The sequence below is a fragment of the Bradyrhizobium sp. AUGA SZCCT0105 genome (assembly GCF_018129565.1).
GTDB lineage: Bacteria > Pseudomonadota > Alphaproteobacteria > Rhizobiales > Xanthobacteraceae > Bradyrhizobium.
Genome location: NZ_JAFCMK010000001.1, coordinates 945,084 through 967,393 on the forward strand (window position 1 = coordinate 945,084; position 22,310 = coordinate 967,393).

Consider the following 22,310-nt stretch of genomic DNA (forward strand, 5'->3'; position numbering starts at 1 on the left):
CGATGTATGTAGCCGTCAAGGGAGGCGAGCGCGCCATCGAGAACGCTCATCGGCTGCTGGCGCATGAGCGGCGCGGCGATCGCGATGTGCCCGAGGTGTCGCTGGCGCAGATCTCCGGGCAGCTCGCGCTTGGTGTCGACCGCGTGATGACCGAAGGTTCGCTCTACGACCGCGAGCTTGCGGCGCTCGCGATCAAGCAGGCGCGCGGCGACATGATCGAGGCGATCTTCCTGGTTCGCGCCTTCCGCGCCACCCTGCCGCGCTTCGGCGCCACCGAGCCGGTCAATACCGGCGAGATGCAGGTACGGCGGCGCATCTCCTCGACCTTCAAGGACGTCCCGGGCGGCCAGATCCTGGGGCCGACCTTCGACTACACCCATCGCCTGCTCGATCCGCAACTCGCGGACGGCTTTGTGCCGGAACAGCCGGCGACCGCGGAAGCCTCGCAGGCGGCAACGCCGCGAGTCACCGACATTCTCGGCCGCGATGGCCTGATCGAATCGTCGCCGCGGGCCGATGCCGACGCGCCGGTCGGCGACCTCACCCGCGAACCGCTGAACTTCCCGGCCGATCGCGATCTGCGGCTGCAGAATCTGGCGCGCGGCGACGAGGGTTTTCTGCTCGCACTCGGCTATTCGACGCAGCGCGGCTACGGCCGCAATCATCCCTTCGCCGGCGAGATCCGCTTCGGCGAGGTCGAGGTCGAATTCTCAGCCGAAGACGTCGGCTTCGCGGTGCCGCTCGGCTCGATCGAGCTCACCGAGTGCCAGATGGTCAACCAGTTCAAGGGCTCGACGACCGAGGCGCCGTGCTTCACCCGTGGCTATGGCCTCGCCTTCGGCCAGAGCGAGCGCAAGACCATGTCGATGGCGCTGGTCGACCGCGCGCTGCGCGCACGCGAGCTCGGCGAGGAGGCCGCGGCGCCGGCGCAGGACGAGGAGTTCGTGATGTCGCACTCCGACAATGTCCAGTCGACCGGCTTCGTCGAGCATCTCAAGCTGCCGCACTACGTCGACTTCCAGTCCGAGCTCGGCCTGCTGCGCAAGCTGCGGCAGGAGTTCGCGGAAGCCAACGCGGCCGTGGAACTGCAGGAGGCCGCGGAATGAACGCGCCGACGTACAATTTCGCCTATCTCGACGAGCAGACCAAGCGGATGATTCGCCGCGCGATCCTGAAGGCGATCGCGATCCCCGGCTATCAGGTGCCGTTCGCGAGCCGCGAGATGCCGATGCCCTATGGCTGGGGCACCGGCGGCGTGCAGGTGACGGCTGCGATCCTCGGTCCCGACGACGTGCTGAAGGTGATCGACCAGGGTTCGGACGACACCACCAACGCGATCTCGATCCGCAAGTTCTTCGGCAAGACCGCTGGTGTCGCGACCACGACGTCAACGACGGACGCGACCGTGATCCAGACCCGGCACCGCATTCCCGAGGCGTCGCTGCATGCCGGGCAGGTGCTGGTCTATCAGGTGCCGATCCCCGAGCCGCTGCGCTTCCTCGAGCCGCGCGAGACCGAGACGCGGCGGATGCACGCGCTGGCCGAATACGGGCTGATGCATGTCAAGCTCTACGAGGACATCGCGCGCTTCGGCCATATCGCGACCGCCTACGCCTATCCGGTGAAGGTGAACGCGCGCTACGTGATGGACCCGTCGCCGACGCCGAAATTCGACAATCCGAAGATGGACAATTGCGCGGCGCTGCAGCTGTTCGGCGCCGGCCGCGAGAAGCGGATCTACGCGATCCCGCCCTACACCACTGTGGTCTCGCTGGATTTCGAGGATCATCCGTTCACGCGCTACCGCTTCGACGCACCCTGCGCGCTGTGCGGCGCCGATAATTCCTATCTCGACGAGATCGTCACCGACGACAAGGGCGGGCGGATGTTCGTCTGCTCCGACACCGACTTCTGCGAGCAGCGCCAGGCCACCGGCCATCACGGCACCGAGAGCGCGGCGCCGCACAAGGAGAAGGCGCATGTCTGAGCTCTCGAGCCTCGACAACGATCAGCCGCTGCTGGTGGCCGAGGGGCTTGCCAAGAATTACGGCCGGCTCCCGGCCTGCCGCGACGTTTCGTTCGCGCTCTATCCCGGTGAGGTGTTGGCGATCGTCGGCGAGTCCGGTTCGGGCAAGTCGACGCTGCTGCAACTGCTCTCCGCGCAGCTCGCGCCGAGCGCGGGCCGGGTGTCCTACCGGATGCGCGACGGCGTGCTGCGCGATCTCGCCGAGCTCGGCGAATCGGAGCGGCGCTTCCTGTTCCGCACCGACTGGGGCTTTGTGCATCAGGACCCGGCGCAGGGCCTGCGCATGGGCGTCTCGGCCGGCGCCAATGTCGGCGAGCGGCTGATGGCGGTCGGCTGGAATCACTACGGCCGGATCCGCGACACCGCATCGACCTGGCTCGATCGGGTCGAGATCGATGTCGGCCGCATCGACGATGCGCCGAAGACCTATTCCGGCGGCATGCGGCAGCGGCTGCAGATCGCGCGCAACCTCGTCACCGAGCCGCGGCTGGTGTTCATGGACGAGCCGACCGGCGGCCTCGACGTCTCGGTGCAGGCGCGCCTGCTCGATCTGATGCGCAATCTCGTCAGCGAGCTCGGCCTTGCCGCCATCGTCGTGACCCACGATCTCGCGGTCGCGCGCCTGCTGTCGCATCGCGTGATGGTGATGAAGGGCGGCCGCGTCATCGAGACCGGTCTCACCGACCAGGTGCTCGATGATCCCCGCGAGCCCTATACGCAGCTGCTCGTTTCCTCGATACTGCCGCCATGAGCTTGCCAATGACCGCGATGATCGAACTTGCCAACGCCGAGAAGACCTTCACCATGCATCTGCAAGGCGGCGTCGAGCTGCCGGTGGTGCGGGGCGTTTCGTTCCACGCCGATCCGGGCGAGTGCGTGGTGCTGTCGGGCCCGTCGGGCGCCGGCAAATCCTCGATCCTGAAGATGATCTTCGGCAATTATCGCTGCGACAGCGGCCGGATCGGCATCCGCCACCGCGGCAAGGTGATCGATCTCGCGACCGCCGAACCACGCCAGGTGCTGAGCATCCGCCGCTCGACCATCGGCTATGTCAGCCAGTTCCTGCGCGCGGTGCCGCGGGTGGCCACGATCGACGTCGTCGCCGAGCCGTTGATCGTCAACGGCGTGGCGCGCGAGGAGGCCCGCGAGCGCGCCGGGCGCCTGCTGCGTCGGCTCAACATTCCCGAGCGGCTGTGGACGTTGCCGCCCTCGACCTTCTCCGGCGGCGAGCAGCAGCGGGTCAATATCGCGCGCGGCTTCATCTCGGACCTGCCGATCCTGCTGCTAGACGAGCCGACCGCTTCGCTCGATGCGGCGAATCGCGCAGTGGTGGTCGAGCTGATTGCGGAGAAAAAGACCAAGGGCGTCGCGATGGTCGCGATTGTCCATGACGACGAGATCCGCCATCTGATCGCCGACCGTATCGTCGATGTGACCTCGTTCGCGGCTGCTGCCTGAAGGACCGTTTGAAATGACCGCCAAGCAAGACACCATCATCGGCAACGCCCGGCTGGTCCTCGCCGATCGCGTGATCGAGCAGGGCTGGGTTGCGATCGCTGACGGCAAGATCGCCGAATTCGGCGAGGGCAGGGCGCCCGAGGCAGCCGAGGATGCCGGCGGCGATCTCCTGATGCCCGGGCTGATCGAGCTGCACACCGACCATCTCGAAATGCACTACGTGCCGCGGCCGAAGGTGTTCTGGAATCCGGTCGCGGCCGTGATCTCCTATGACGGCCAGCTCGCGACCTCGGGCATCACCACGGTGCTGGACTCGCTTCGGGTCTGGCGCGAGGACGGCGCCGAGGATGTCGACGGCCGCGCCGGCGTGCTCGCGGCGGCGATCTCGGCCGCGCGCGAGGAGGACCTGCTGCGTGCCGATCACTTCCTGCATCTGCGCTGCGAGGTGCCGATGCCTGATGTCGTCGCCGAGGCCAAGGAGCTGATCGAGCGGCCCGACGTGCGGCTGATGTCGCTGATGGACCATACGCCGGGCCAGCGCCAGTTCCGCGACGAGGTGAAGCTGCGCGATTACTACCGCGGCAAGGGCGGCGGCATGACCGATGCCCAGCTCGACGTGCTGTTCGCGCGGCGCTTCGCCTATCAGAAGGAATATGCGGTGGCGAACACCCGCGCCATCGTCGCGCTGGCGCATCAGTACGGGATTCCGCTGGCGAGCCACGACGACACCACGGATGAAAACGTGGTCGACGCCGTCAACGACAAGGTCGCGGTCGCGGAATTCCCGACCACGATGGAAGCCGCGCGCGGGCTGCATGCCGCCGGCATCGACATCCTGATGGGCGCGCCGAACGTGGTGCGCGGCGGCTCGCACTCCGGCAACATCGCCGCCGTCGATCTCGCCAATGAGGGCATGCTCGATATCCTGTCGTCGGACTACATCCCCTCAAGCCTGCTGATGGCGGCGCTGCAACTGCCGCGGCATGTGCCGGCGATCGATCTTGCCGCCGCTGTCCGCACCGTGACCAAGACGCCCGCCGAAGCAGTCGGCCTGTCCGATCGCGGCGAGATCGCGGTCGGCAGGCGCGCCGATCTGATCCGCGTGCACGTCGCGCGCGATCTGCCTGTCGTGCGCAGCGTCTGGCGCGAAGGGGGGAGGGTCGCGTGACCGGTGCGTCCGTCGTCGCCGAGCAGCGCACCGCGATCGGTCCCGGCCGGTTGATCCTGGTGGTCGGCCCGAGCGGCGCCGGCAAGGACACGCTGCTGGGGCTGGCGAAGGGGGCCTGCGCCGACGATCGCGACATCGTGTTTCCCCGCCGCCTGATCACCCGCCAGGCCTCGGCCTCGGAAGACAATGAAGAGGTCAACGCGGAAGCCTTCCAGCGTGCGGTCGCCGCCGGCGATTACGCCATGCACTGGGAAGCGCACGGCCATCACTATGCGCTGTCGCGCGCGATCAACGATGAGATCCGCGCCGGGCGCACCGTGATCGCGAATGTCTCGCGCACGGTGATCGCAGCAGCGCGCCGCCACTACGCCAATGCCGTCGTGGTGTCGATCACGGCGCCGCCGGATGTGCTGGCCGCGCGGCTGGCTGCGCGGGCACGCAGCAGCGACGGCCTGCTCGCACAGCGGCTGGCCCGCACCGTCGACGAAAGCACATCGACGCCCGATTTCACCATCGTCAATTCCGGCACCGCCGACTATCACGCGCGACAGTTCGTCCGCATCATCAAGGGCGAGCGCTGGGACGAGTAGCAAGAGACGAACAGCCACAAAGGAGAACAGCACGAATGTCGGTGATTTCCACGATCGAGCAGCTTGAGGCGATCTACGGCTTCCCGAACGACGCGTCGACCGTGAAGGTCGCCGATCACGTGACGCCGCTCTATCGTGTGCTCATCGAGAAGTCGCCGTTCGTGTCGCTTGCGACCTCGGGCCCCGAGGGGCTCGACTGCTCGCCGCGCGGCGACCTGCCGGGCTTCGTGCGCATCCATGATGCGAAGACGCTGATGATGCCGGATCGCCGCGGCAACAATCGCTGCGATTCGCTGCGCAACATCGTTCGCGATCCTCGCGTCGGGCTATTGTTCCTGATTCCGGGTTCGGGCAGCACGCTGCGCGTCAACGGCCGCGCCTATGTCACCGCCGAGCCGGAGCTGTTGGCCTCCTTCAAGATGGAAGGCAAGGCGCCGCGCACGGTGATCGTGATGAATGTGGACGAGATCTACTTCCAGTGCGCCCGCGCGATCGTGCGCTCCGACCTCTGGAATCCGGACAAGCGGGTCGATCCGAAGGCTCTGCCGACGCCAGGCCAGATCCTGGCCGAGATGAGCGAGCACACGGTCGGCGGCGAAAAATACGATCGCGAATGGCCGGAGCGCGCGCGACAGACGATGTGGTGAACCGCCCGGATAGCCGGATTGAACCTAGGATTGAGTCCGGTCTTCCCAGTCCTCCCAGGCCACGTCGTCATTGATCTCGAGGTAGCGCGAAACGGCGACGCCGATGGTCGGGAAGAAGTTGTTCTCGCCAAGCTGCGCCAACAAGCCGAATTTCTTCAGCTTGTCCTTGACGGGATCCTTGAGCTCGGCAAAGCACAGCTCGATCTCCTTTGCATGCAATGCTTGGTCCAGCTCGGCGAGGACGTCGCCGGCAGTCACGTCCACGCTGGTGACCGGCTCGGCAGCAACCACCAGCCAGCGCACCGGCGTCGGCGACTTCGCCACCGCGTCCAGCGCACGCTCCTTGAAGAACTCGGCATTGGCAAAGAACAGCGGCGCATCCCACCGGAACAGGACCAGCCCGGGGATTTGGCGCGCGTCCGGATATCGCGTGATGTCGTGATAGCCCTTCACGCCGGAGGCGCGGCCCAGTACGGCGGAATGCGGGCGCCAGCCATCCCACAAGAACTCAACGATGGCGATCACGATGGCGAGGCCTATTCCCGGAATCACTCCCAGCACGGCCACGCCGACAAAGCAGACCACCGATAGCCAGAACTCCCACTGCTGAATGTCGTAGATTCGCTTGAGGTCGCCGACCTCAAACAGGCCGATCGCCGCGGCGATGACGACGGCGGCCAATGCGGCGGTGGGCAAGTGCTGAAGCAGGTTTGGTGCCATCAGCAGCAGAAAGGCGATGGCAAGCGCGCCGATGACGCTGGTCAATTGGGTGCGCGCCCCCGCAGCTTCTGCAACAGGCGTGCGCGAACCGCTGCTGCTGATCGGAAAGCCCTGAAAAAAGCCGGCCGCCAGATTGGCCGCGCCGAGCCCTACCATTTCCTGGTTGGGATCAACGCGATCGCCCAATCTTCCCGCATAAGCCCGCGAAAGCACGCTGGTGTCGGCGAATGACACCAGCGCGACGGCGCAACCGCCGATCAGCACTTGCACGATATCGCCATAGCCGATCCAGGGAATGGCGAAACCCGGCAGGCCCTCGGGAAGCGGACCCAGAACCTTCACGCCGAAGCGCGCCCCGAGATCGAGCACGCCGGTGACTGCCGTCGCCGCAACTACGGCGATCAGAATGCTCGGCAACCGCTTGTTCCGCGCGAGCAGCAGGATCACCGCCAAGGTGGCAAGGCCGATCCCGAGGGCGGCCCAATTGGTCTTTCCGTCACGGATCGCTCCGCCGATCGCCCAGAGGCTGCGCAAAGGTCCATCGCCTTCGATGGAGAAGCCGAACAGCTTTGGCAGCTGGCTGATCAGCACGGTCAGGGCGATTCCGTTCATGTAGCCGTAGCGGATCGGCTTGGACAGGAGCTCGGTCAAGAATCCTAACCGTGCGAGGCCCGCCACAATGCATATCGTTCCGGAGACGATGGCCATCATCGCGGCCAAGGTTACCGCGCGCAGGGAATCGCCGCCCGACAGTGGAACGACAACGCCAAGGATGACGGCTGCAAGCGCCGAGTCTGGTCCCAGGACGAGGATGCGGCTCGGCCCGAACAACGCGTACACGAGGAGCGGGATGATCGTGGCGTAAAGTCCGTAGATGCCGGGCAAGCCCGACGCTTCCGCGTAGGCGATGCCGACCGGGACCAGCATGGTCGCGAGCACAAGCCCGGCGAAGATGTCGTGTGGAAGCCACGCCGCTTCATACCGACGGAGCGTCTTGAGACCTGGCAGCCAGCCGGTCCAATGATTCATCGCCGGTCACTCCCAACCCCGTTGGAGCTCGCATGCGCTTGACGTGAACCGCTATCCTCTCGCCTGTTCCTCGAACGCTTTCAGCGACACCGCGGCGATCTCGCGCAATGCGTTGCGGTCGGAGGAGTAGGCCATCACGCCCATCCCAGCAGTGACGGCGGAGAGATAGCGCGCCAGCGCGGCGGGATCGGCGCTCTCAGCCAGATCACCCTCGGTTTTCGCGCGCATGAAGCGCTCGCGCAACTGGTCTTCAGTGTGCATTCGGCGTGCCGCCAGCTCAAACGGAACGTTCGCCGAGCCGGTACCGCAGGCAAGGCCACCCTGGACCAGCAGGCAGCCCGGCGGGTTTGCGGGATCGGTTTGGGCATCGGCGGTGCCGATCAGCAGCCGCTCGGCGACCTCGCGCGCGGTGGGGGCGCCCAAGACCCCTTCCATCCAGGCGTCGCGCTTTTCGGAGTAGCGGTCGAGCGCGGCCTTCAGCAGGCCTTCCTTGCTGCCGAAGGCGGCATAGAGGCTCGGCGGATTGATATTCATCGCCTCGGTGAGCTGGGCGATAGTGGTCCCCTCGTAACCGTGGCGCCAGAACACGTCCATGGCCCGGTCCAAAGCGGCGTCCGCGTCGAAGGCGCGGGGGCGTCCCATTCCCATTTTTGGTTGCTCCGTAAGCCGGGTGCCGTTTCTGTGACGGATTGTCCCTGGCTTATCCTCTTGTTGCACGTAGTGTTTTTCCGCGACTTCCCATTTCCCCACGAATGAGATAATAAATTCATAGTGCTTGATACATAAGTATCTTGCGGACCGGCGTCCAGCTCCACATCTGTAGCGAACACTACAGATATCTGGAGCGCGTGAATGCCCTCGTCAACCCAAAATCCCCGTACCGGCCGTTTCCGACGTGTCGTCGGCGGTGTTGTGATCCTCAGCGCCCTTGCGGTGGCCGGTTCGATTGCGACCGGCCATTATTTCCATGCTGCGCAGGCGACCGCTACCGCCGCCGCCACTGAATCGGCGGTGCCGGTGACCGTCTCCGTGATCCAGCCGCGGCCGACCACCCTGTTCGATGATTTCTCGGGCCGGCTCGAGGCCGTCGACCGCGTCCAGCTTCGGCCGCGGGTGGCGGGCGCGATTATGGCGACCAATTTCACCGAGGGCGCGCTGGTGAAGTCCGGCGACGTCCTGTTCAAGATCGACCCCGCGCCTTACGCGGCCGAGGTCGATCGGGCCCAGGCGCAGCTCGAGGCCGCGAAGGCCCGCGCGGTCTTTGCCGCAAACGAGGTCGAGCGCGGCGCACAGCTGGTCGGCAACAACATTGTCACCAAGCGCGACTTCGACCAGCGCGACAACACCAATCGCGAGGCGATCGCCAACGTCAAGGCCGCCGAAGCCGCGCTGCAGACCGCAAAGCTCAATCTCGACTACACCGAAGTCCGCGCACCGGTCGACGGCCGGGTCGGCCGGATCGAGATCACCGTCGGCAATCTCGTCGCGGCAGGCACCTCGTCGCCGGTCCTGACCTCGCTGGTCTCGGTCAATCCGATCTATGCGAGCTTCGATGCGGATGAAGAGGTCGTGCTGCGCGCGCTGAACTCGATCGCGGACGCGTCCGGCAGGCGCGGCAATCTCGATCAGATCCCGGTCGACATGGTGACGTCGGGCGGCCTCAGCGCCAAGGGGCACATCCAGCTGATCGACAACCAGGTCAACGGGCAGAGCGGCACCATCCGGGTCCGCGCCGTGTTCAAGAACGAAGACGGCCGGCTGATCCCCGGACAGTTCGCCCGCGTCCGCATGGGCCAGCCGAAAGAGCAGACGCTGGTGCTGATCGACGAGCGCGCCGTCGGCACTGACCAGGACAAGAAGTTCGTCATGCTGGTCGGCGACGACAGCCGCGCGGTCTATCGCTCCGTCACGCTCGGCGGCGCGGTCGATGGTCTGCGGATCGTGACCGCTGGCCTGAAATCCGGCGATCGCATCGTCGTCAACGGCCTGCAGCGCGTGCGTCCCGGCGCACTTCTGAAGATGGAAGTCGCCGAGATGGGCGCACGCGGCATGCAACAGGCATCCACTGAAACCAACCAGCACGTCGTGCAGCGCTAGGCGCTGCACGCGGGGGCGGAGCCATGAATCTCTCAAAATTCTTCATCGACCGGCCGATCTTCGCTGGCGTGCTATCGATCCTGATCTTCCTGGCCGGCCTGATCTCGCTGCTGGCAATGCCGATCTCGGAATACCCTGACGTGGTGCCGCCGTCGGTCGTCGTACGGGCGACCTATCCCGGTGCCAATCCGAAGGTGATCGCCGAGACGGTCGCGACCCCGATCGAGGAGCAGATCAACGGCGTCGAGGGCATGCTCTATATGTCGAGCCAGGCGACCACCGACGGCGCGATGACGCTGACGGTGACGTTCCGTCTCGGCACCGACCCCGACAAGGCGACCCAGCTGGTGCAGAACCGCGTGCAGCAGGCCGAGCCCCGCCTGCCTGCCGTGGTGCGCCAGCTCGGCATCATCACCAAGAAGAGCTCGCCCGACCTCACCATGGTCGTGCATCTGCTCTCGCCGAACAACCGTTACGACATGACGTATCTGCGCAACTACGCAGTGCTCAACGTCAAGGACCGGCTGGCGCGGATCGACGGCGTCGGCGACGTCCAGCTCTATGGCGCCGGCGACTATTCGATGCGGGTCTGGGTCGATCCGCAGAAGGCCGCCGAACATGCGCTGACCGCAAGCGACGTCGTTCGCGCGATCCAGGCGCAGAACGTCGAGGCCGCCGCCGGCGTGGTCGGCTCCTCGCCCAGCGTCAAAGGCCTCGACCTCCAGCTCTCCGTCAACGCCGAGGGACGGCTGTCGACCGAGGAACAGTTCGGCGACATCGTGGTGAAGACCGGCTCGGCCGGAGAGGTGGTGCGGCTGCGCGACGTCGCGCGGATCGAACTCGGCGCCTCCGAATACGGCCTGCGCTCGCTGCTCGACAACAAGCAGGCGGTCGCGATCCCGATCTTCCAGGCGCCGGGTTCGAACGCGCTGGAGATCTCCGACCACGTCCGCGCGACCATGGCCGAGATCAAGAAGAACATGCCGGAAGGCGTGTCGTACCAGATCGTCTACGATCCGACGCAATTCGTGCGCTCCTCGATCGAGGCCGTCATCCATACGCTGCTCGAGGCCATCGCGCTCGTCGTGCTGGTCGTGATCCTGTTCCTGCAGACCTGGCGCGCCTCGATCATCCCGCTGATCGCAGTCCCGGTGTCGATCGTCGGCACCTTCGCGGTGATGCATGTGTTCGGCTTCTCGATCAACGCGCTCAGCCTGTTCGGCCTCGTGCTCGCGATCGGCATCGTGGTCGACGACGCCATCGTCGTGGTCGAGAACGTCGAGCGCAACATCGAATCGGGCCTTTCGCCACGCGACGCCACCAACCAGGCGATGCGCGAAGTGTCCGGCCCGATCATCGCGATCGCGCTGGTGCTGATCGCAGTGTTCGTGCCGCTGGCCTTCATCTCCGGCCTCACCGGACAGTTCTACAAGCAGTTCGCGCTGACCATCGCGATCTCGACCGTGATCTCGGCGATCAACTCGCTGACGCTGTCGCCGGCGCTGTCGGCGCTGCTGTTGAAGGGACATGACGAGCCGAAGGATTGGCTGACCCGAGGCATGGAGAAGTCGCTGGGCTGGTTCTTCCGCGGCTTCAACAAGGTCTTCACCAAGTCGTCCGAGAACTACGGCCGTACCGTCACCAAGGTGATCTATGGCAAGGCCGTGGTGATCGGCCTCTACGTGCTGCTGATCGGCCTCACCGGCGTGCTATTCAAGCAGGTGCCGAGCGGCTTCGTGCCGGGCCAGGACAAACAGTATCTGGTCGGCTTTGCCCGGCTGCCCGACGGCGCGACGCTCGACCGCACCGAGGAAGTGATCCGCAAGATGAGCGACATCGCGCTGACCCAGCCGGGTGTCGAGAGCTCGGTGGCGTTTCCCGGCCTGTCGATCTCCGGCTTCACCAACTCGTCCAACGCCGGCATCGTGTTCTCGACCCTGAAGCCGTTCGACGAGCGCAAGGATCCGTCGCTCAGCGGCCCGGCGATCGCGGCGGCGCTCAACAAGAAATATGCCGGCATCCAGGATGCCTTCATCGCCATGTTCCCGCCGCCGCCGGTCAACGGCCTCGGCACCATCGGCGGCTTCAAGCTGCAGATCGAGGACCGTGCCGGCCTCGGTTATGAGGCGCTGAACGACGCGACCAAGGCGTTCATGACGGCGATGCAGAAGGCGCCGGAGATCGCCGGCGTGTTCTCGAGCTTCCAGGTCAACGTGCCGCAGCTGTTCGCCGACATCGATCGCACCAAGGCGTTGCAGCTCGGCGTGCCGGTCACGGAGGTCTTCAACACGCTGCAGATCTATCTCGGCTCCTACTATGTCAACGACTTCAACAAATTCGGCCGCACCTATTCGGTCTATGTGCAGGCGGACGCGCCGTTCCGCGCGCGTGCCGACGACATCAGGCAGTTGAAGGTGCGCTCGTCCTCGGGCGACATGGTGCCGTTGTCGGCCTTGCTGAAGGTCCGCCAGAGCGCGGGTCCGGAGCGTGCGATCCGCTACAACGGCTTCCTGTCGTCAGACATCAACGCCGCTGCGGCGCCCGGCTTTTCGTCCGGCCAGGCGCAGGAGGCGGCAACGCGGATCGCGGCCGAAACGCTGCCGCCGGGTTTTGCCTTCGAATGGACCGACCTGACCTATCAGGAGTTCATCGCCGGCAATTCCGGAATCTGGGTGTTTCCGCTCGCGATCCTGTTGGTGTTCCTGGTGCTCGCCGCGCTCTACGAGAGCCTGGCGCTGCCGCTGTCGATCATCATGATCGTGCCGATGGGCCTCTTGGCCGCGATGTTCGGCGTCTGGCTGTCGAAGGGTGACAACAACGTCTTCACCCAGATCGGCCTGATCGTGCTGGTCGGATTGTCGGCCAAGAACGCCATCCTGATCGTCGAATTCGCGCGCGAGCTCGAATTCGCCGGGCGCTCCCCGATCCGCGCTGCGATCGAGGCGAGCCGGCTGCGGCTGCGGCCGATCCTGATGACGTCGATGGCGTTCATCATGGGTGTGCTGCCGCTGGTGCTGTCGACCGGCGCGGGCTCGGAGATGCGGCGCGCGATGGGCGTCGCGGTGTTCTCCGGCATGATCGGCGTCACCGTGTTCGGCCTGTTCCTGACGCCGGTGTTCTATGTGCTGCTGCGCACGGTCACCGGCATGAAGCCGCTGACGCAGCACGGCGAGGCGACTATCCCCGGAAAAGCACACGCGGCATGATGCCGCGTGTGTGTAAGCCTCGTGTCAGTTTGAAGGGAATCAGGCTGCGATATCGAGCAACAATTGCGACGAGCCGCGGACCAGCACCTTGCGGCCCGCGGGCGTCAGTTCAAACGAATCTCCACGCACCGCAACATAACCGAGCGTGATCAGGCTCTCGACGGCGAACCGGTTCAGCCGTGAAGGGTTTGCTGCGGGAGCCCGCAACGCTTTCAGTGCATCCCACTGATCGGGTCTGAGTTCGAATTCTTCGCTCATTGGTCCAGGCACTCCAGAAGTTCTTGGCGTGCGAGATACAGAGCGCAGATGAATTTCGTGCGACCACAACGAGTCAGGATTTCGATTTATGTGGACGCGCCGTCACATCGCCGTGTCATTGGAATACTTCAAGTTTTTCGAATCATTGTGGCGCATTGCCACGTGATGCCGTCACAGTGATTAATCGCACATCGTCACACAGGTTAATCGTCTCAATTAACCGGCCGGATTCCTCGCTATTCGTTAACCGCGCCGCACGCTGGCGCCGCCATCGACCGGCAACGTCACACCGGTGACGAAATTCGCCTCATCCGAGGCGAGGAACAGCGCGGCATTGGCGACGTCCCAGCCGGTGCCCATCTTGTGGCGCAGCGGCACCTTGCTGTCACGTTCAGCCTCGACCTCGGCGCGGCTCTTCTTGAATTCGCGTGCGCGCGTGTCCACCGCCATCGGCGTGTTCATCAATCCCGGCAGGATCACGTTGGCGCGAATGCCATATTGCGCATTCTGGTAGGCGAGCTGTTCAGTGAAGGCGATCATCGCTGACTTGGTCGCCTTGTAGGCGACGTATGGATAGGTCGTGATCGCGGCCATCGACGAGATGTTGATGATCGAGCCGCGCTGCTGCTGGCGCATGATCGGGATCACATGCTTGGCGGCGAGGATGCAGCTCTTCAGGTTGATCGCCACGCAGCGGTCGAACGCCTCCTCGGTAATGTCGAGCAGCTCGGCATCGCCGCCGGAGAGGCTGACGCCGACATTGTTGTGCAGGATGTCGACGCTGCCCCAGCGGCCATGCGCATCCGCCACCATCGCCTTGATGTCGGCATTTTTGGTGACGTCGGCCTTGAAGGCAACCGCAATGCCGCCCTTGGCCGCGATCAGGTCGACGGTTTCCTGCGCCGACGCCAGATTGTGATCGACGCACAGCACCTTGGCGCCTTCGCGCGCGAAGGTCAGCGCGGTGGCGCGGCCGTTGCCGATGCCCTCGCCGGGGCTCTGGCCGGCGCCGACGACGATGGCGACGCGATCTTGCAGGCGCATGTCACTTCACTCCCGGGATCGGGTACTGCTGCAGTACCTCTTTGTAGGTTGGCTCATTGTCGATCTGCATGGTGGCGAGCACGCGCACCACGGCGCAGTAGAACGCGATGGTCAGCACCAGGTCGGTCATGTGCTCGTCGGACAGATGCTGCTTGATCTCGGCGAAGGTCGCCTCCGACATCGCGAGCTCGCGCACCATCTCGCGGGCGCCCTTGAGGACCGCCTTTGCCAGCGGCTCGAGTTTGGACGGCTTGCCCTCGGTCTCGCCGATCAGGCCCTGGATGTCGTCGTCGGTGACGCCGAACTCCTTGCCGATCTTCACATGATGGGTGAATTCGTATTCCGACTTCTCGAGCCAGCCGACCTGCAGGATCGCAAGCTCGCGCAGCCGCGGGTCGAGCTTGCTCTTGAAGCGGATGTAGCCGCCGATGCCGTTGAAGGCGCGCGCCATGTCCGGCGAGTTCACCAGCAGCTTGTGCAGATTGGTGTTGCGCTTGAGCATGTCGCGATATTCGGGGGCGACCTGGTCGGCTTCGAGATAGGGCAGGCGGGCCATTGTTGTTGTCCTTGCTTCGGCGGCTTGCGAAGGGGCGGCTGAAGCGCGATGAGATTGGGGTTGAATCGTCATCGCGCTTTAGTTCATTGTTTGAGCATGATCTTTTCGGAAAACCGCTTCGCACTTTTCCGGATCATGCTTTAGCGCTTCAGCCGTAAAGCGCTTTGTGCTCGCGCTCGTAGTTGGCGTAGGAGTCCTTCATGCTGGCGCCGTTGAGCAGCATGGTCGCGACCACGGCGTTGTCGGCATCGAACACGGTCGAGCGCACCCACATGCTCTCGGTGCGCTTGCTGCCCGAGAGCGCCACGACCTCGCGCTCGACCCAATAGGTCTCGCCCGGGAACAGCGGCCCGCGCAGCAGGCGGATCTCCTGATCGGCGAACAGCCCGACGGCCGGGCCGCGGACCGGTAGCCGGTCCTCGCGCGCGCGATACTGGAACAGCACGCTCAGCATCTCCATCGGGATGATGGCGCGGCCCCAGGGATTGTACTCCAGCGAATAATAATCCGACGGCTCGGTGATCACCTTGAGCTTGTCGGCCAGCGAGAACGGATAGAGATCGCCCATGTTCTGGTCGAAATCCATCTTGATCGCCTGCCGGGCCGTCTTCATGCCGACCTTGATGTCGGCGAGGATCACGGGATCGGTCAGCGGCTTCAATTCGCCGAGCCTGCGGGCGAGCGCCGTCTCCGTGCCGTCACCGTCGATCGAGGCGGTGCCGCGCAGGATCTCGGTGCCGTCGCGCTTGATCATCCCGATCGTGCAAACGGTCTGGCCCGGCTTCGGCTTCTCGATCTGGGCCTGCACCTCTTCGCCTTCGAACACCGGATTGCGGTAGTGCGCGGACAGGCATCCGGTCATGAACCAGGTCCGGCCCCAGATCCGCTCGCACAGCGGCGCGAACTGGCTGAAATGGGTCGGTCCCTCGATGGTGCCGCCGCGGAAGCCGAGCTTCTGCGCGGTTGCATCGTCGTGAATCGAAGCGTGGGAGTCGTAGGTCTGGGCCTGCAGCATCTGCTTCGGGCTGCGCCAGGGACCCACCAGCAGATTACCGTTCTCCACGATTTCCGTCGTGAATGCGGATTCGACTTTAATCATCCTTGGTCTCCCTTTGCGCGCCACCGTTTCAAAGAAGCCGGGGTTCGGCAAGCCTCGCAAAGCAACAAGGCCGCAACATGAGATATGTGCTGCGGCCATGGAACGGGGCTGTTCATGCATAACAAAATCAGTGCATGCTGATGCATGATCATGGGCAAGAGAATGAGACCGGTTCGGACCGGCGTGACTTGATCGGCGGGGAGCCTGAAACTGATGGCGTTGATGGAAGTTGGACTGGACGACAAGTACCGGTTGGATACGAAACGAATCTTCCTCTCCGGTACCCAGGCTCTGGTCCGATTGCCGATGTTGCAGCGCGAACGCGACCGCGCGCACGGGCTGAATACCGCAGGTTTCATCTCCGGTTATCGCGGTTCGCCGCTCGGCATGTACGACCACGCGCTGTGGCGCGCCAAATCGTTCCTCAAGGAGCACGACATCGCCTTCGTTCCCGGCCTCAACGAGGACCTGGCGGCGACCGCGGTGTGGGGCAGCCAGCAGGTCGGCATGTTCCCCGGCGCCAAGGTCGATGGCGTGTTCGGCATCTGGTATGGCAAGGGTCCCGGCGTCGACCGCTCGCTCGACGCGCTCAAGCACGCCAATTCGGCCGGCACCTCGCCGAATGGCGGCGTGATCGCGCTGGCCGGCGACGACCATGGCTGCCAATCCTCCACCCTCGCACACCAGAGCGAGCAGGTGTTCGCCTCGGCGTTGATGCCGGTGGTCAACCCGGCGACGCTGCAGGATTATCTCGACCTCGGCATCCTCGGCTTCGCACTGTCGCGCTATTCCGGCTGCTGGGTCGGCTTCAAGGCGATCTCGGAGACGGTCGAAAGCTCGGCCTCGATCGTCAGCGATCCCGATCGCATCAAGATCATCATGCCCGACGATTTCGAGATGCCGCTCGGCGGGCTGTCGATCCGCTGGCCGGATCCGCCGCTGGAGGCCGAGCGCAGGCTGCACGGGCCCAAGATGGAGGCGGTCGCGGCCTTCGCCCGCGCTAACCGGTTCGACCGCATCGTGCTGGATTCGAAGCCGGCGCGGCTCGGCATCATGGCGACCGGCAAGGCCTATCTCGATCTGCGCCAGGCGCTCGCCGATCTCGGCATCACCGATGCCGAGGCCCAGGCGCTGGGCCTGCGCATCTACAAGGTGGCGCTGACCTGGCCGCTGGAGGCGCGCGGCGCGCGCGACTTCGCCGAGGGCTTGCAGGATGTGCTGGTCGTCGAGGAGAAGCGCGGCTTCATCGAGGACCAGCTGGTCCGCATCCTCTACAACATGGACGCGTCGAAGCGTCCATCCGTGGTCGGCAAGCGCGACGAGAGCGGCGCGCCGCTGCTGCCGAGCGAGGGCGAGCTGACGCCGACCATGGTGGCGGCCGCCGTCGTCGCGCGGTTGCGCAGGCTCGGCCACCGTAGTCCGATGCTGGAGCAACGTCTGGCAAAACTCGAGGCGTTCGATCGCCCGGCCGAGGGCACGGGCACGGCGAAGCTGCAGCGCACGCCGTATTTCTGCTCGGGCTGCCCGCACAACTCGTCGACCAAGATTCCGGAAGGCAGCCGCGCCATGGCCGGTATCGGCTGTCACGGCATGGCGCTGTCGGTACCGAACCGCAACACCCAGACCATCTCGCATATGGGCGCCGAGGGCGTGAGCTGGATCGGGCAGGCGCCGTTCACCAGCGAACAGCACGTGTTCCAGAATCTCGGCGACGGCACCTACACGCATTCCGGTCTCTTAGCTTTGCGCGCCGCTGCCGCAGCCGGCGTCAACATCACCTACAAGATCCTCTACAACGACGCGGTCGCAATGACCGGCGGCCAGCCGGCCGAAGGCGGCTTCACGGTCGCGCAGATCGCGCACCAGGTCGCGGCCGAGGGCACCAAGCGGCTGGCGATCGTCTCCGACGATCCCGACAAATATCCCGCCAATTACTTCCCGTCCGGCGCCACCATCCACCATCGCCGCGAGCTCGACGCCGTGCAGCGCACCTTGCGCGAGATCGAGGGCCTCACTGTCCTGATCTATGACCAGACCTGCGCTGCCGAGAAGCGCCGCCGCCGCAAGCGCGGGCTGTTTCCCGATCCGGCCAAGCGCGTCTTCATCAATGAGCGCGTCTGCGAAGGCTGCGGCGATTGTTCGGTGGCGTCGAACTGCGTCTCGGTGCAGCCGCTGGAGACCGAGCTCGGCCGCAAGCGTCGCATCGACCAGTCGAACTGCAACAAGGATTTTTCCTGCATCGAGGGCTTTTGCCCGAGCTTCGTGATGGTGCAGGATCCCAAGCTGCGCAAGGCCGACCGCACCGCCGCCGATCCCAAGGCGCTGTTCGCCGACCTGCCGGCGCCGCCTGCGGCCGCGTTGAGCAGCCCCTACAACATCCTGATCACCGGCATCGGCGGCACCGGCGTCATCACCATCGGCGCGCTGCTCGGCATGGCCGCGCATGTCGAGGGGCTCGCCTGCTCGACGCTCGACTTCACCGGCCTGTCGCAGAAGAACGGCGCGGTCATGAGCCATGTCCGACTTGCGCCCACGTCCGACATGCTGACCACGGTCCGCGTCGCGCCCGGCAATGCCAATCTGATCCTCGGCTGCGACCTCGTCGTCGCCACCAGCGTGCCGGCGCTGAGCCGCGCCGAGCGCGGTGTCACCCGCGCCGTCGTCAACGCCGATTTGTTGCCGACCGCGAGCTTCGTGATCGATCCCGATATCGACTTTGAAGCCAGCTCGATGCGCGACGCGCTGAACGGCGCGGTGAGACCGGATGATCTCGACATCCTCGATGCCACCGGGCTTGCCACCGCGCTGATGGGCGACAGCATCGCCACCAACGCCTTCATGCTCGGCTTCGCGTTCCAGCGCGGCGCGATCCCGCTGTCGCTCGAGGCCATCCTGAAGGCGATCGAGCTCAACGGCGCCGCGATCGAGATGAACAAGACCGCGTTCTCGTGGGGCCGGCTCGCCGCGCACGATCTGCCGCGCGTGGTCAGCGCCGCACGCTTCAAGAATGCTGGCGCGGCACCGGCGAAGAAGACGCTCGATGAGGCGATCGCGTTCCGCGCCAAGTTCCTCACCGACTATCAGGACGCGGCCTACGCCAAGCGCTATCTCGATGACGTCGCGCGCGTCCGCTCCGCTGAAGCCGCGGCAGCGCCGGGCTCGCAGGACCTGACCGAGGCCTTTGCAAAGGGCCTGTTCAAGCTGATGGCCTACAAGGACGAATACGAAGTCGCGCGGCTCTATTCCGACGGCGAGTTCAGCAAGGCGTTGAAGGAGCAGTTCGAGGGCAATTCCGGCTTGAAGGTCCTGCTGGCGCCGCCGCTGCTGGCACAGCGCGATCCCGTCACCGGGCGTTTGCAGAAGCGCGAGTTCGGGCCGTGGATCTTCAAGGCGTTCGGCCTGCTGGCGGGTCTGAAGGGCCTGCGCGGCACCGCGTTCGACATCTTCGGCTACACCGCCGAGCGCAAGATGGAGCGTGCGCTGCCGGTGGATTACTCGGCGATGATCCTGCGTCACCTCGACGGCAAGAAGCCGCTCGATTTGCCGCGCCTCGTGACGCTGGCCAAGGCTGCGGACCTCGTGCGCGGCTATGGCCACATCAAGGAAGGCAACGTCGCGCGTTACCGCACCGAATGCGCGCGGCTGGAGCGTGCGATCGGCCAGCCGCTGGCGCAGGCAGCGGAGTAGGCTGGAGCGTATTCGAGCGAAGTGGCTACCGGTTCGCGTGAAGAAAACGCGTCAAAACAAGAACCTAGAAACCCGTTCCGATACCATCGGAACGGCGCTCCAGGTGGCGGGCAGCGGAACTTTCCACAGCCGCCTTGGTTGACCGGTAACCCTGCCCGTAAGCCATGGCTGGATTCGCGCGGCCGGGCTCCTACATGATGGCTGTTCTGTTCGAGTGATTTCAGGAGGCCCTTTGATGGTCCTGAAAAGCGCTTTTGTTGCAACTGTTTGCACCGCGTGCCTGGCGTTGGGTGGCGTGGCGTTGGCTGACGACTATCGCCCAAGCGAGTTCTTCAGCCTCGATCTCTCGCGGGCCGTGCTCTCGCCGAAGCCGCTTGGCCCGCCGGCGCAGTTCGAGCCGGTTCCGGTCGAGGCGAAGACCGACCACGGACCTGATCAGCGCGCCAGTGTCGAACCGAAGGTCGAGCAGCCGAAAGTCGAGCCGCAGAAGGCGGTGCGGACCAGCAGGGTGACGGCACCGCATGAACGCAAGCGCGCAGTGGCGCAGGTTCCGGCCCGCACCAAGCTCGCACGGCGCCATTCGAACCCGCTCGATGCGGAAGCCCGCGACACCAGGATCCAGACCTGGCCGTGCCGCACCGGCGGCATCTGCAACTGGCAGCGGTGAGAGTGCCCGCCGCGCCTGTGCTCTCCCGACGTGCGCCAATCCCAAACCCGTCATCCTGAGGAGCGCGCTCTTGCGCGCGTCTCGAAGGATCGACGGCCCGTCTGTGGCCGATTCATCCTTCGAGGCTCGCTCCGCTCGCGCCTCAGGATGACGGGTTTGGCGTTTGCGCGCTTGGCGCCTGACGCCACCGTTCCGATCTCCATATCCCCGAGTCATCCCGCCGTCGCAAAACCGTCGGCGCAGAGTCAAGAAACCGTAAGGGCGGAGTCAAACGGCGCGGGCAAAACCTTCGTTGCGATTCGACGAAGGTTGTTCGATGCCGACAGCGATCTCCGCGAGGGGGCGAGGCCTCACAAGGCGTCAGCTTCTGGTGCGCTCGGCGTCCACGGCCGCGCTGGCAGGATTGGGCGCGCTGGCAAGGCCCTACCTGAGCCGCGCCGCGGATCGTCCCGCGATCGCGGGCATCCAGTCCGGCGACGTCGCCAGCAATTCTGCTGTCATCTGGGCCCGCGCCGACCGCGCCGCGCGGATGCATATCGAATGCGCAGGGGTCGAGAGCTTCGCCACCATCCTGCGCACGGCGTCCGCCGATGCGCTGCCCGAGCGCGACTTCACCGCCAAGCTGCTGCTCGATGGCCTGCCGCCGGGACAGGACCTGTTCTATCGGGTCCGCTTCGAGGATCGCGACGGCATCGCCGGCGAAAGCCGCATTGGGCACTTCCGCACCGCGCCGGTCGACCGCCGCTCGATCTCCTTCGTCTGGTCCGGTGACGTGGTCGGGCAGGGCTGGGGCATCGACCCCGCGCGCGGCGGCCTGCGCAGTTATCGCACCATGCTGAACGAGCGCCCGGATTTCTTCATCCATTCTGGCGATCACATCTATGCCGATTGCACGGTGCCGCCGCAGCAGACCCTGCCCAACGGCGAGATCTGGCGTAACATCGTCACCGAGGAGAAATCGGTGGTCGCGCACAGCCTCGAACAGTTTCGCGGCAACTACAAATACAACTGGCTCGACGAGAATTTCCGCGCCTTCCATACCGAGGTGCCGATGTTCGCGCAGTGGGACGACCATGAGGTGGCCGACGACTGGTCGCCAATCGGCACCGCCGATGCGACCGGTTACGACACGGACGGCACCTCGCGCCTGGTGGCACGGGCGCGCCGCGCCTTCCACGAATTCATGCCGATGCGGCTGATGCCGGAGCGCGACGGCCGGGTCTATCGTAAGATCCCCTACGGGCCGCTGCTCGACGTCTTCATCATCGACATGCGCTCTTATCGCGATTCCAGCTGGAACAAGCAGGGCGACCCGGACCAGGCATTCATCCTCGGCCAAAGCCAACTCGCCTGGCTGAAGCGGGAGCTGGTGGCATCAGATGCCGTCTGGAAGGTGATCGCCGCGGATCTGCCGATCGGCCTCGTCAGCCTGGACGCCGTCGCGCTCGGCGACGGCCCGCCGGAGCGGCGCGAGCACGAGATCGCCGATCTCTTGTCCTTCATGAAGCGCGCCGGCATTCGCAATACGGTCTGGCTCACCGCCGACATGCACTACACCGCCGCGCATCATTATGATCCGAACCGCGCCGTGTTTCAGGAGTTCGAGCCGTTCTGGGAATTCGTCTCCGGCCCGCTGCATGCCGGCACCTGGTCGCCGGGCGAGCTCGACAACACCTTTGGCCCGAAGGCGATGTACCAGAAGGGCTGCTCGGCCGAGCAGGGCGACAATCTCGCGCCGTGCTTCGGCCTGCAATTCTTCGGCCGCGTCGACATCGACGGCAGGACCGGCGTGATGAAAGTAACGCTGAAGGACGTCGACAACCACGATCTCTGGTCGGTCGACATCGAGCCCCGGCCGGATGCGCGGCCCGGCCAGATCATGGCGCAACATATCTAGGCTCGCGAAAGCCGTCGCGACATCTTGATTGCGGGCGCCTTGCCCGAAGGGCCGGTTTGCGGGCAGACTGCGTGCTGGCAGTTCTGCCAATTTCATTCCCACCAGACGATTTGCTGGCGTGACGTCGTCGATGACATCGGCGTCCCACGCGTCAGGAGCTA

At 65.2% G+C, this 22,310-nt stretch carries 18 protein-coding genes; 12 read left to right on the top strand and 6 right to left on the bottom strand.

Features of this window, described 5'->3' with window-relative positions; all coding sequences use genetic code 11:
• Positions 1 to 2 precede the first annotated feature (2 nt).
• The 7 genes from JQ573_RS04535 to JQ573_RS04565 are packed head-to-tail and all read left to right on the top strand — an operon-like array spanning position 3 to position 5,889.
• A complete protein-coding gene (locus JQ573_RS04535) occupies positions 3 to 1,106 on the top strand; it encodes a carbon-phosphorus lyase complex subunit PhnI (protein WP_212311524.1) in 1,104 nt (367 codons plus the stop codon).
• Positions 1,103 to 1,987, top strand: a complete 885-nt coding sequence (locus JQ573_RS04540; protein WP_212311523.1) for an alpha-D-ribose 1-methylphosphonate 5-phosphate C-P-lyase PhnJ — start codon at positions 1,103 to 1,105, stop codon at positions 1,985 to 1,987. The genes JQ573_RS04535 and JQ573_RS04540 overlap by 4 nt, the downstream gene beginning before the upstream one ends.
• Positions 1,980 to 2,777 (top strand): phosphonate C-P lyase system protein PhnK, encoded by a 798-nt coding sequence (gene phnK / locus JQ573_RS04545; protein ID WP_212311522.1) that lies wholly within the window; start codon positions 1,980 to 1,982, stop codon positions 2,775 to 2,777. Before JQ573_RS04540 ends, phnK begins: the two co-directional genes overlap by 8 nt.
• Positions 2,778 to 2,785: 8 nt before the next feature.
• Positions 2,786 to 3,484 carry a phosphonate C-P lyase system protein PhnL gene (gene phnL, locus JQ573_RS04550; protein WP_212311521.1) on the top strand — a complete coding sequence of 233 codons (699 nt, stop codon included), beginning with the start codon at positions 2,786 to 2,788 and terminating at the stop codon, positions 3,482 to 3,484.
• A gap of 13 nt (positions 3,485 to 3,497) precedes the next feature.
• Positions 3,498 to 4,652, top strand: coding sequence for an alpha-D-ribose 1-methylphosphonate 5-triphosphate diphosphatase (locus JQ573_RS04555; protein ID WP_212311520.1), 1,155 nt, complete (start codon positions 3,498 to 3,500; stop codon positions 4,650 to 4,652).
• Entirely contained in the window at positions 4,649 to 5,242 is a 594-nt protein-coding gene (phnN, locus tag JQ573_RS04560; protein ID WP_212311519.1) for a phosphonate metabolism protein/1,5-bisphosphokinase (PRPP-forming) PhnN, read from the top strand. The genes JQ573_RS04555 and phnN overlap by 4 nt, the downstream gene beginning before the upstream one ends.
• A 35-nt stretch (positions 5,243 to 5,277) precedes the next feature.
• On the top strand, positions 5,278 to 5,889 hold the full coding sequence (locus JQ573_RS04565) for a pyridoxamine 5'-phosphate oxidase family protein (protein ID WP_212311518.1): 612 nt from the start codon (positions 5,278 to 5,280) through the stop codon (positions 5,887 to 5,889).
• Positions 5,890 to 5,913: 24 nt separating this feature from the next.
• Here JQ573_RS04565 and JQ573_RS04570 read toward each other — a convergent pair whose 3' ends face one another.
• Positions 5,914 to 7,638 (bottom strand): SulP family inorganic anion transporter, encoded by a 1,725-nt coding sequence (locus tag JQ573_RS04570; protein ID WP_212311517.1) that lies wholly within the window; start codon positions 7,636 to 7,638, stop codon positions 5,914 to 5,916.
• Between the two features lie 51 nt (positions 7,639 to 7,689).
• A complete protein-coding gene (locus JQ573_RS04575; protein WP_212311516.1) occupies positions 7,690 to 8,286 on the bottom strand; it encodes a TetR/AcrR family transcriptional regulator in 597 nt (198 codons plus the stop codon).
• 204 nt (positions 8,287 to 8,490) lie between these two features.
• On the opposite strand from JQ573_RS04575, the gene JQ573_RS04580 reads away from it, so the two are divergent.
• Both JQ573_RS04580 and JQ573_RS04585 read left to right on the top strand, forming a co-directional pair.
• A complete protein-coding gene (locus tag JQ573_RS04580; protein WP_212311515.1) occupies positions 8,491 to 9,735 on the top strand; it encodes an efflux RND transporter periplasmic adaptor subunit in 1,245 nt (414 codons plus the stop codon).
• A gap of 23 nt (positions 9,736 to 9,758) precedes the next feature.
• On the top strand, positions 9,759 to 12,941 hold the full coding sequence (locus JQ573_RS04585) for an efflux RND transporter permease subunit (RefSeq protein ID WP_092124700.1): 3,183 nt from the start codon (positions 9,759 to 9,761) through the stop codon (positions 12,939 to 12,941).
• Between the two features lie 39 nt (positions 12,942 to 12,980).
• Here the strand turns inward: JQ573_RS04585 and JQ573_RS04590 are convergent, their stop codons facing one another.
• The 4 genes from JQ573_RS04590 to JQ573_RS04605 form a co-directional block, all read right to left on the bottom strand.
• Positions 12,981 to 13,199 carry a hypothetical protein gene (locus JQ573_RS04590; RefSeq protein WP_076828992.1) on the bottom strand — a complete coding sequence of 73 codons (219 nt, stop codon included), beginning with the start codon at positions 13,197 to 13,199 and terminating at the stop codon, positions 12,981 to 12,983.
• A 243-nt stretch (positions 13,200 to 13,442) separates the two neighbouring features.
• On the bottom strand, positions 13,443 to 14,243 hold the full coding sequence (locus tag JQ573_RS04595) for an SDR family NAD(P)-dependent oxidoreductase (RefSeq protein WP_212311514.1): 801 nt from the start codon (positions 14,241 to 14,243) through the stop codon (positions 13,443 to 13,445).
• Between the two features lies 1 nt (position 14,244).
• Positions 14,245 to 14,799, bottom strand: a complete 555-nt coding sequence (locus tag JQ573_RS04600; protein WP_212311513.1) for a carboxymuconolactone decarboxylase family protein — start codon at positions 14,797 to 14,799, stop codon at positions 14,245 to 14,247.
• Positions 14,800 to 14,947: 148 nt separating this feature from the next.
• Positions 14,948 to 15,898 carry a hypothetical protein gene (locus JQ573_RS04605; RefSeq protein WP_212311512.1) on the bottom strand — a complete coding sequence of 317 codons (951 nt, stop codon included), beginning with the start codon at positions 15,896 to 15,898 and terminating at the stop codon, positions 14,948 to 14,950.
• Between the two features lie 213 nt (positions 15,899 to 16,111).
• Between JQ573_RS04605 and JQ573_RS04610 the strand changes: the two genes are divergently transcribed.
• From JQ573_RS04610 to JQ573_RS04620, 3 genes are all read left to right on the top strand, one after another.
• The gene (locus JQ573_RS04610; protein ID WP_212311511.1) at positions 16,112 to 19,585 is read left to right on the top strand and encodes an indolepyruvate ferredoxin oxidoreductase family protein; all 3,474 of its coding nucleotides are present in this window, start codon (positions 16,112 to 16,114) and stop codon (positions 19,583 to 19,585) included.
• 235 nt (positions 19,586 to 19,820) lie between these two features.
• Positions 19,821 to 20,252 carry a hypothetical protein gene (locus tag JQ573_RS04615; protein ID WP_212311510.1) on the top strand — a complete coding sequence of 144 codons (432 nt, stop codon included), beginning with the start codon at positions 19,821 to 19,823 and terminating at the stop codon, positions 20,250 to 20,252.
• A gap of 316 nt (positions 20,253 to 20,568) precedes the next feature.
• Entirely contained in the window at positions 20,569 to 22,149 is a 1,581-nt protein-coding gene (locus JQ573_RS04620; RefSeq protein ID WP_212311509.1) for an alkaline phosphatase, read from the top strand.
• The last annotated feature ends 161 nt before the right edge of the window (positions 22,150 to 22,310 follow it).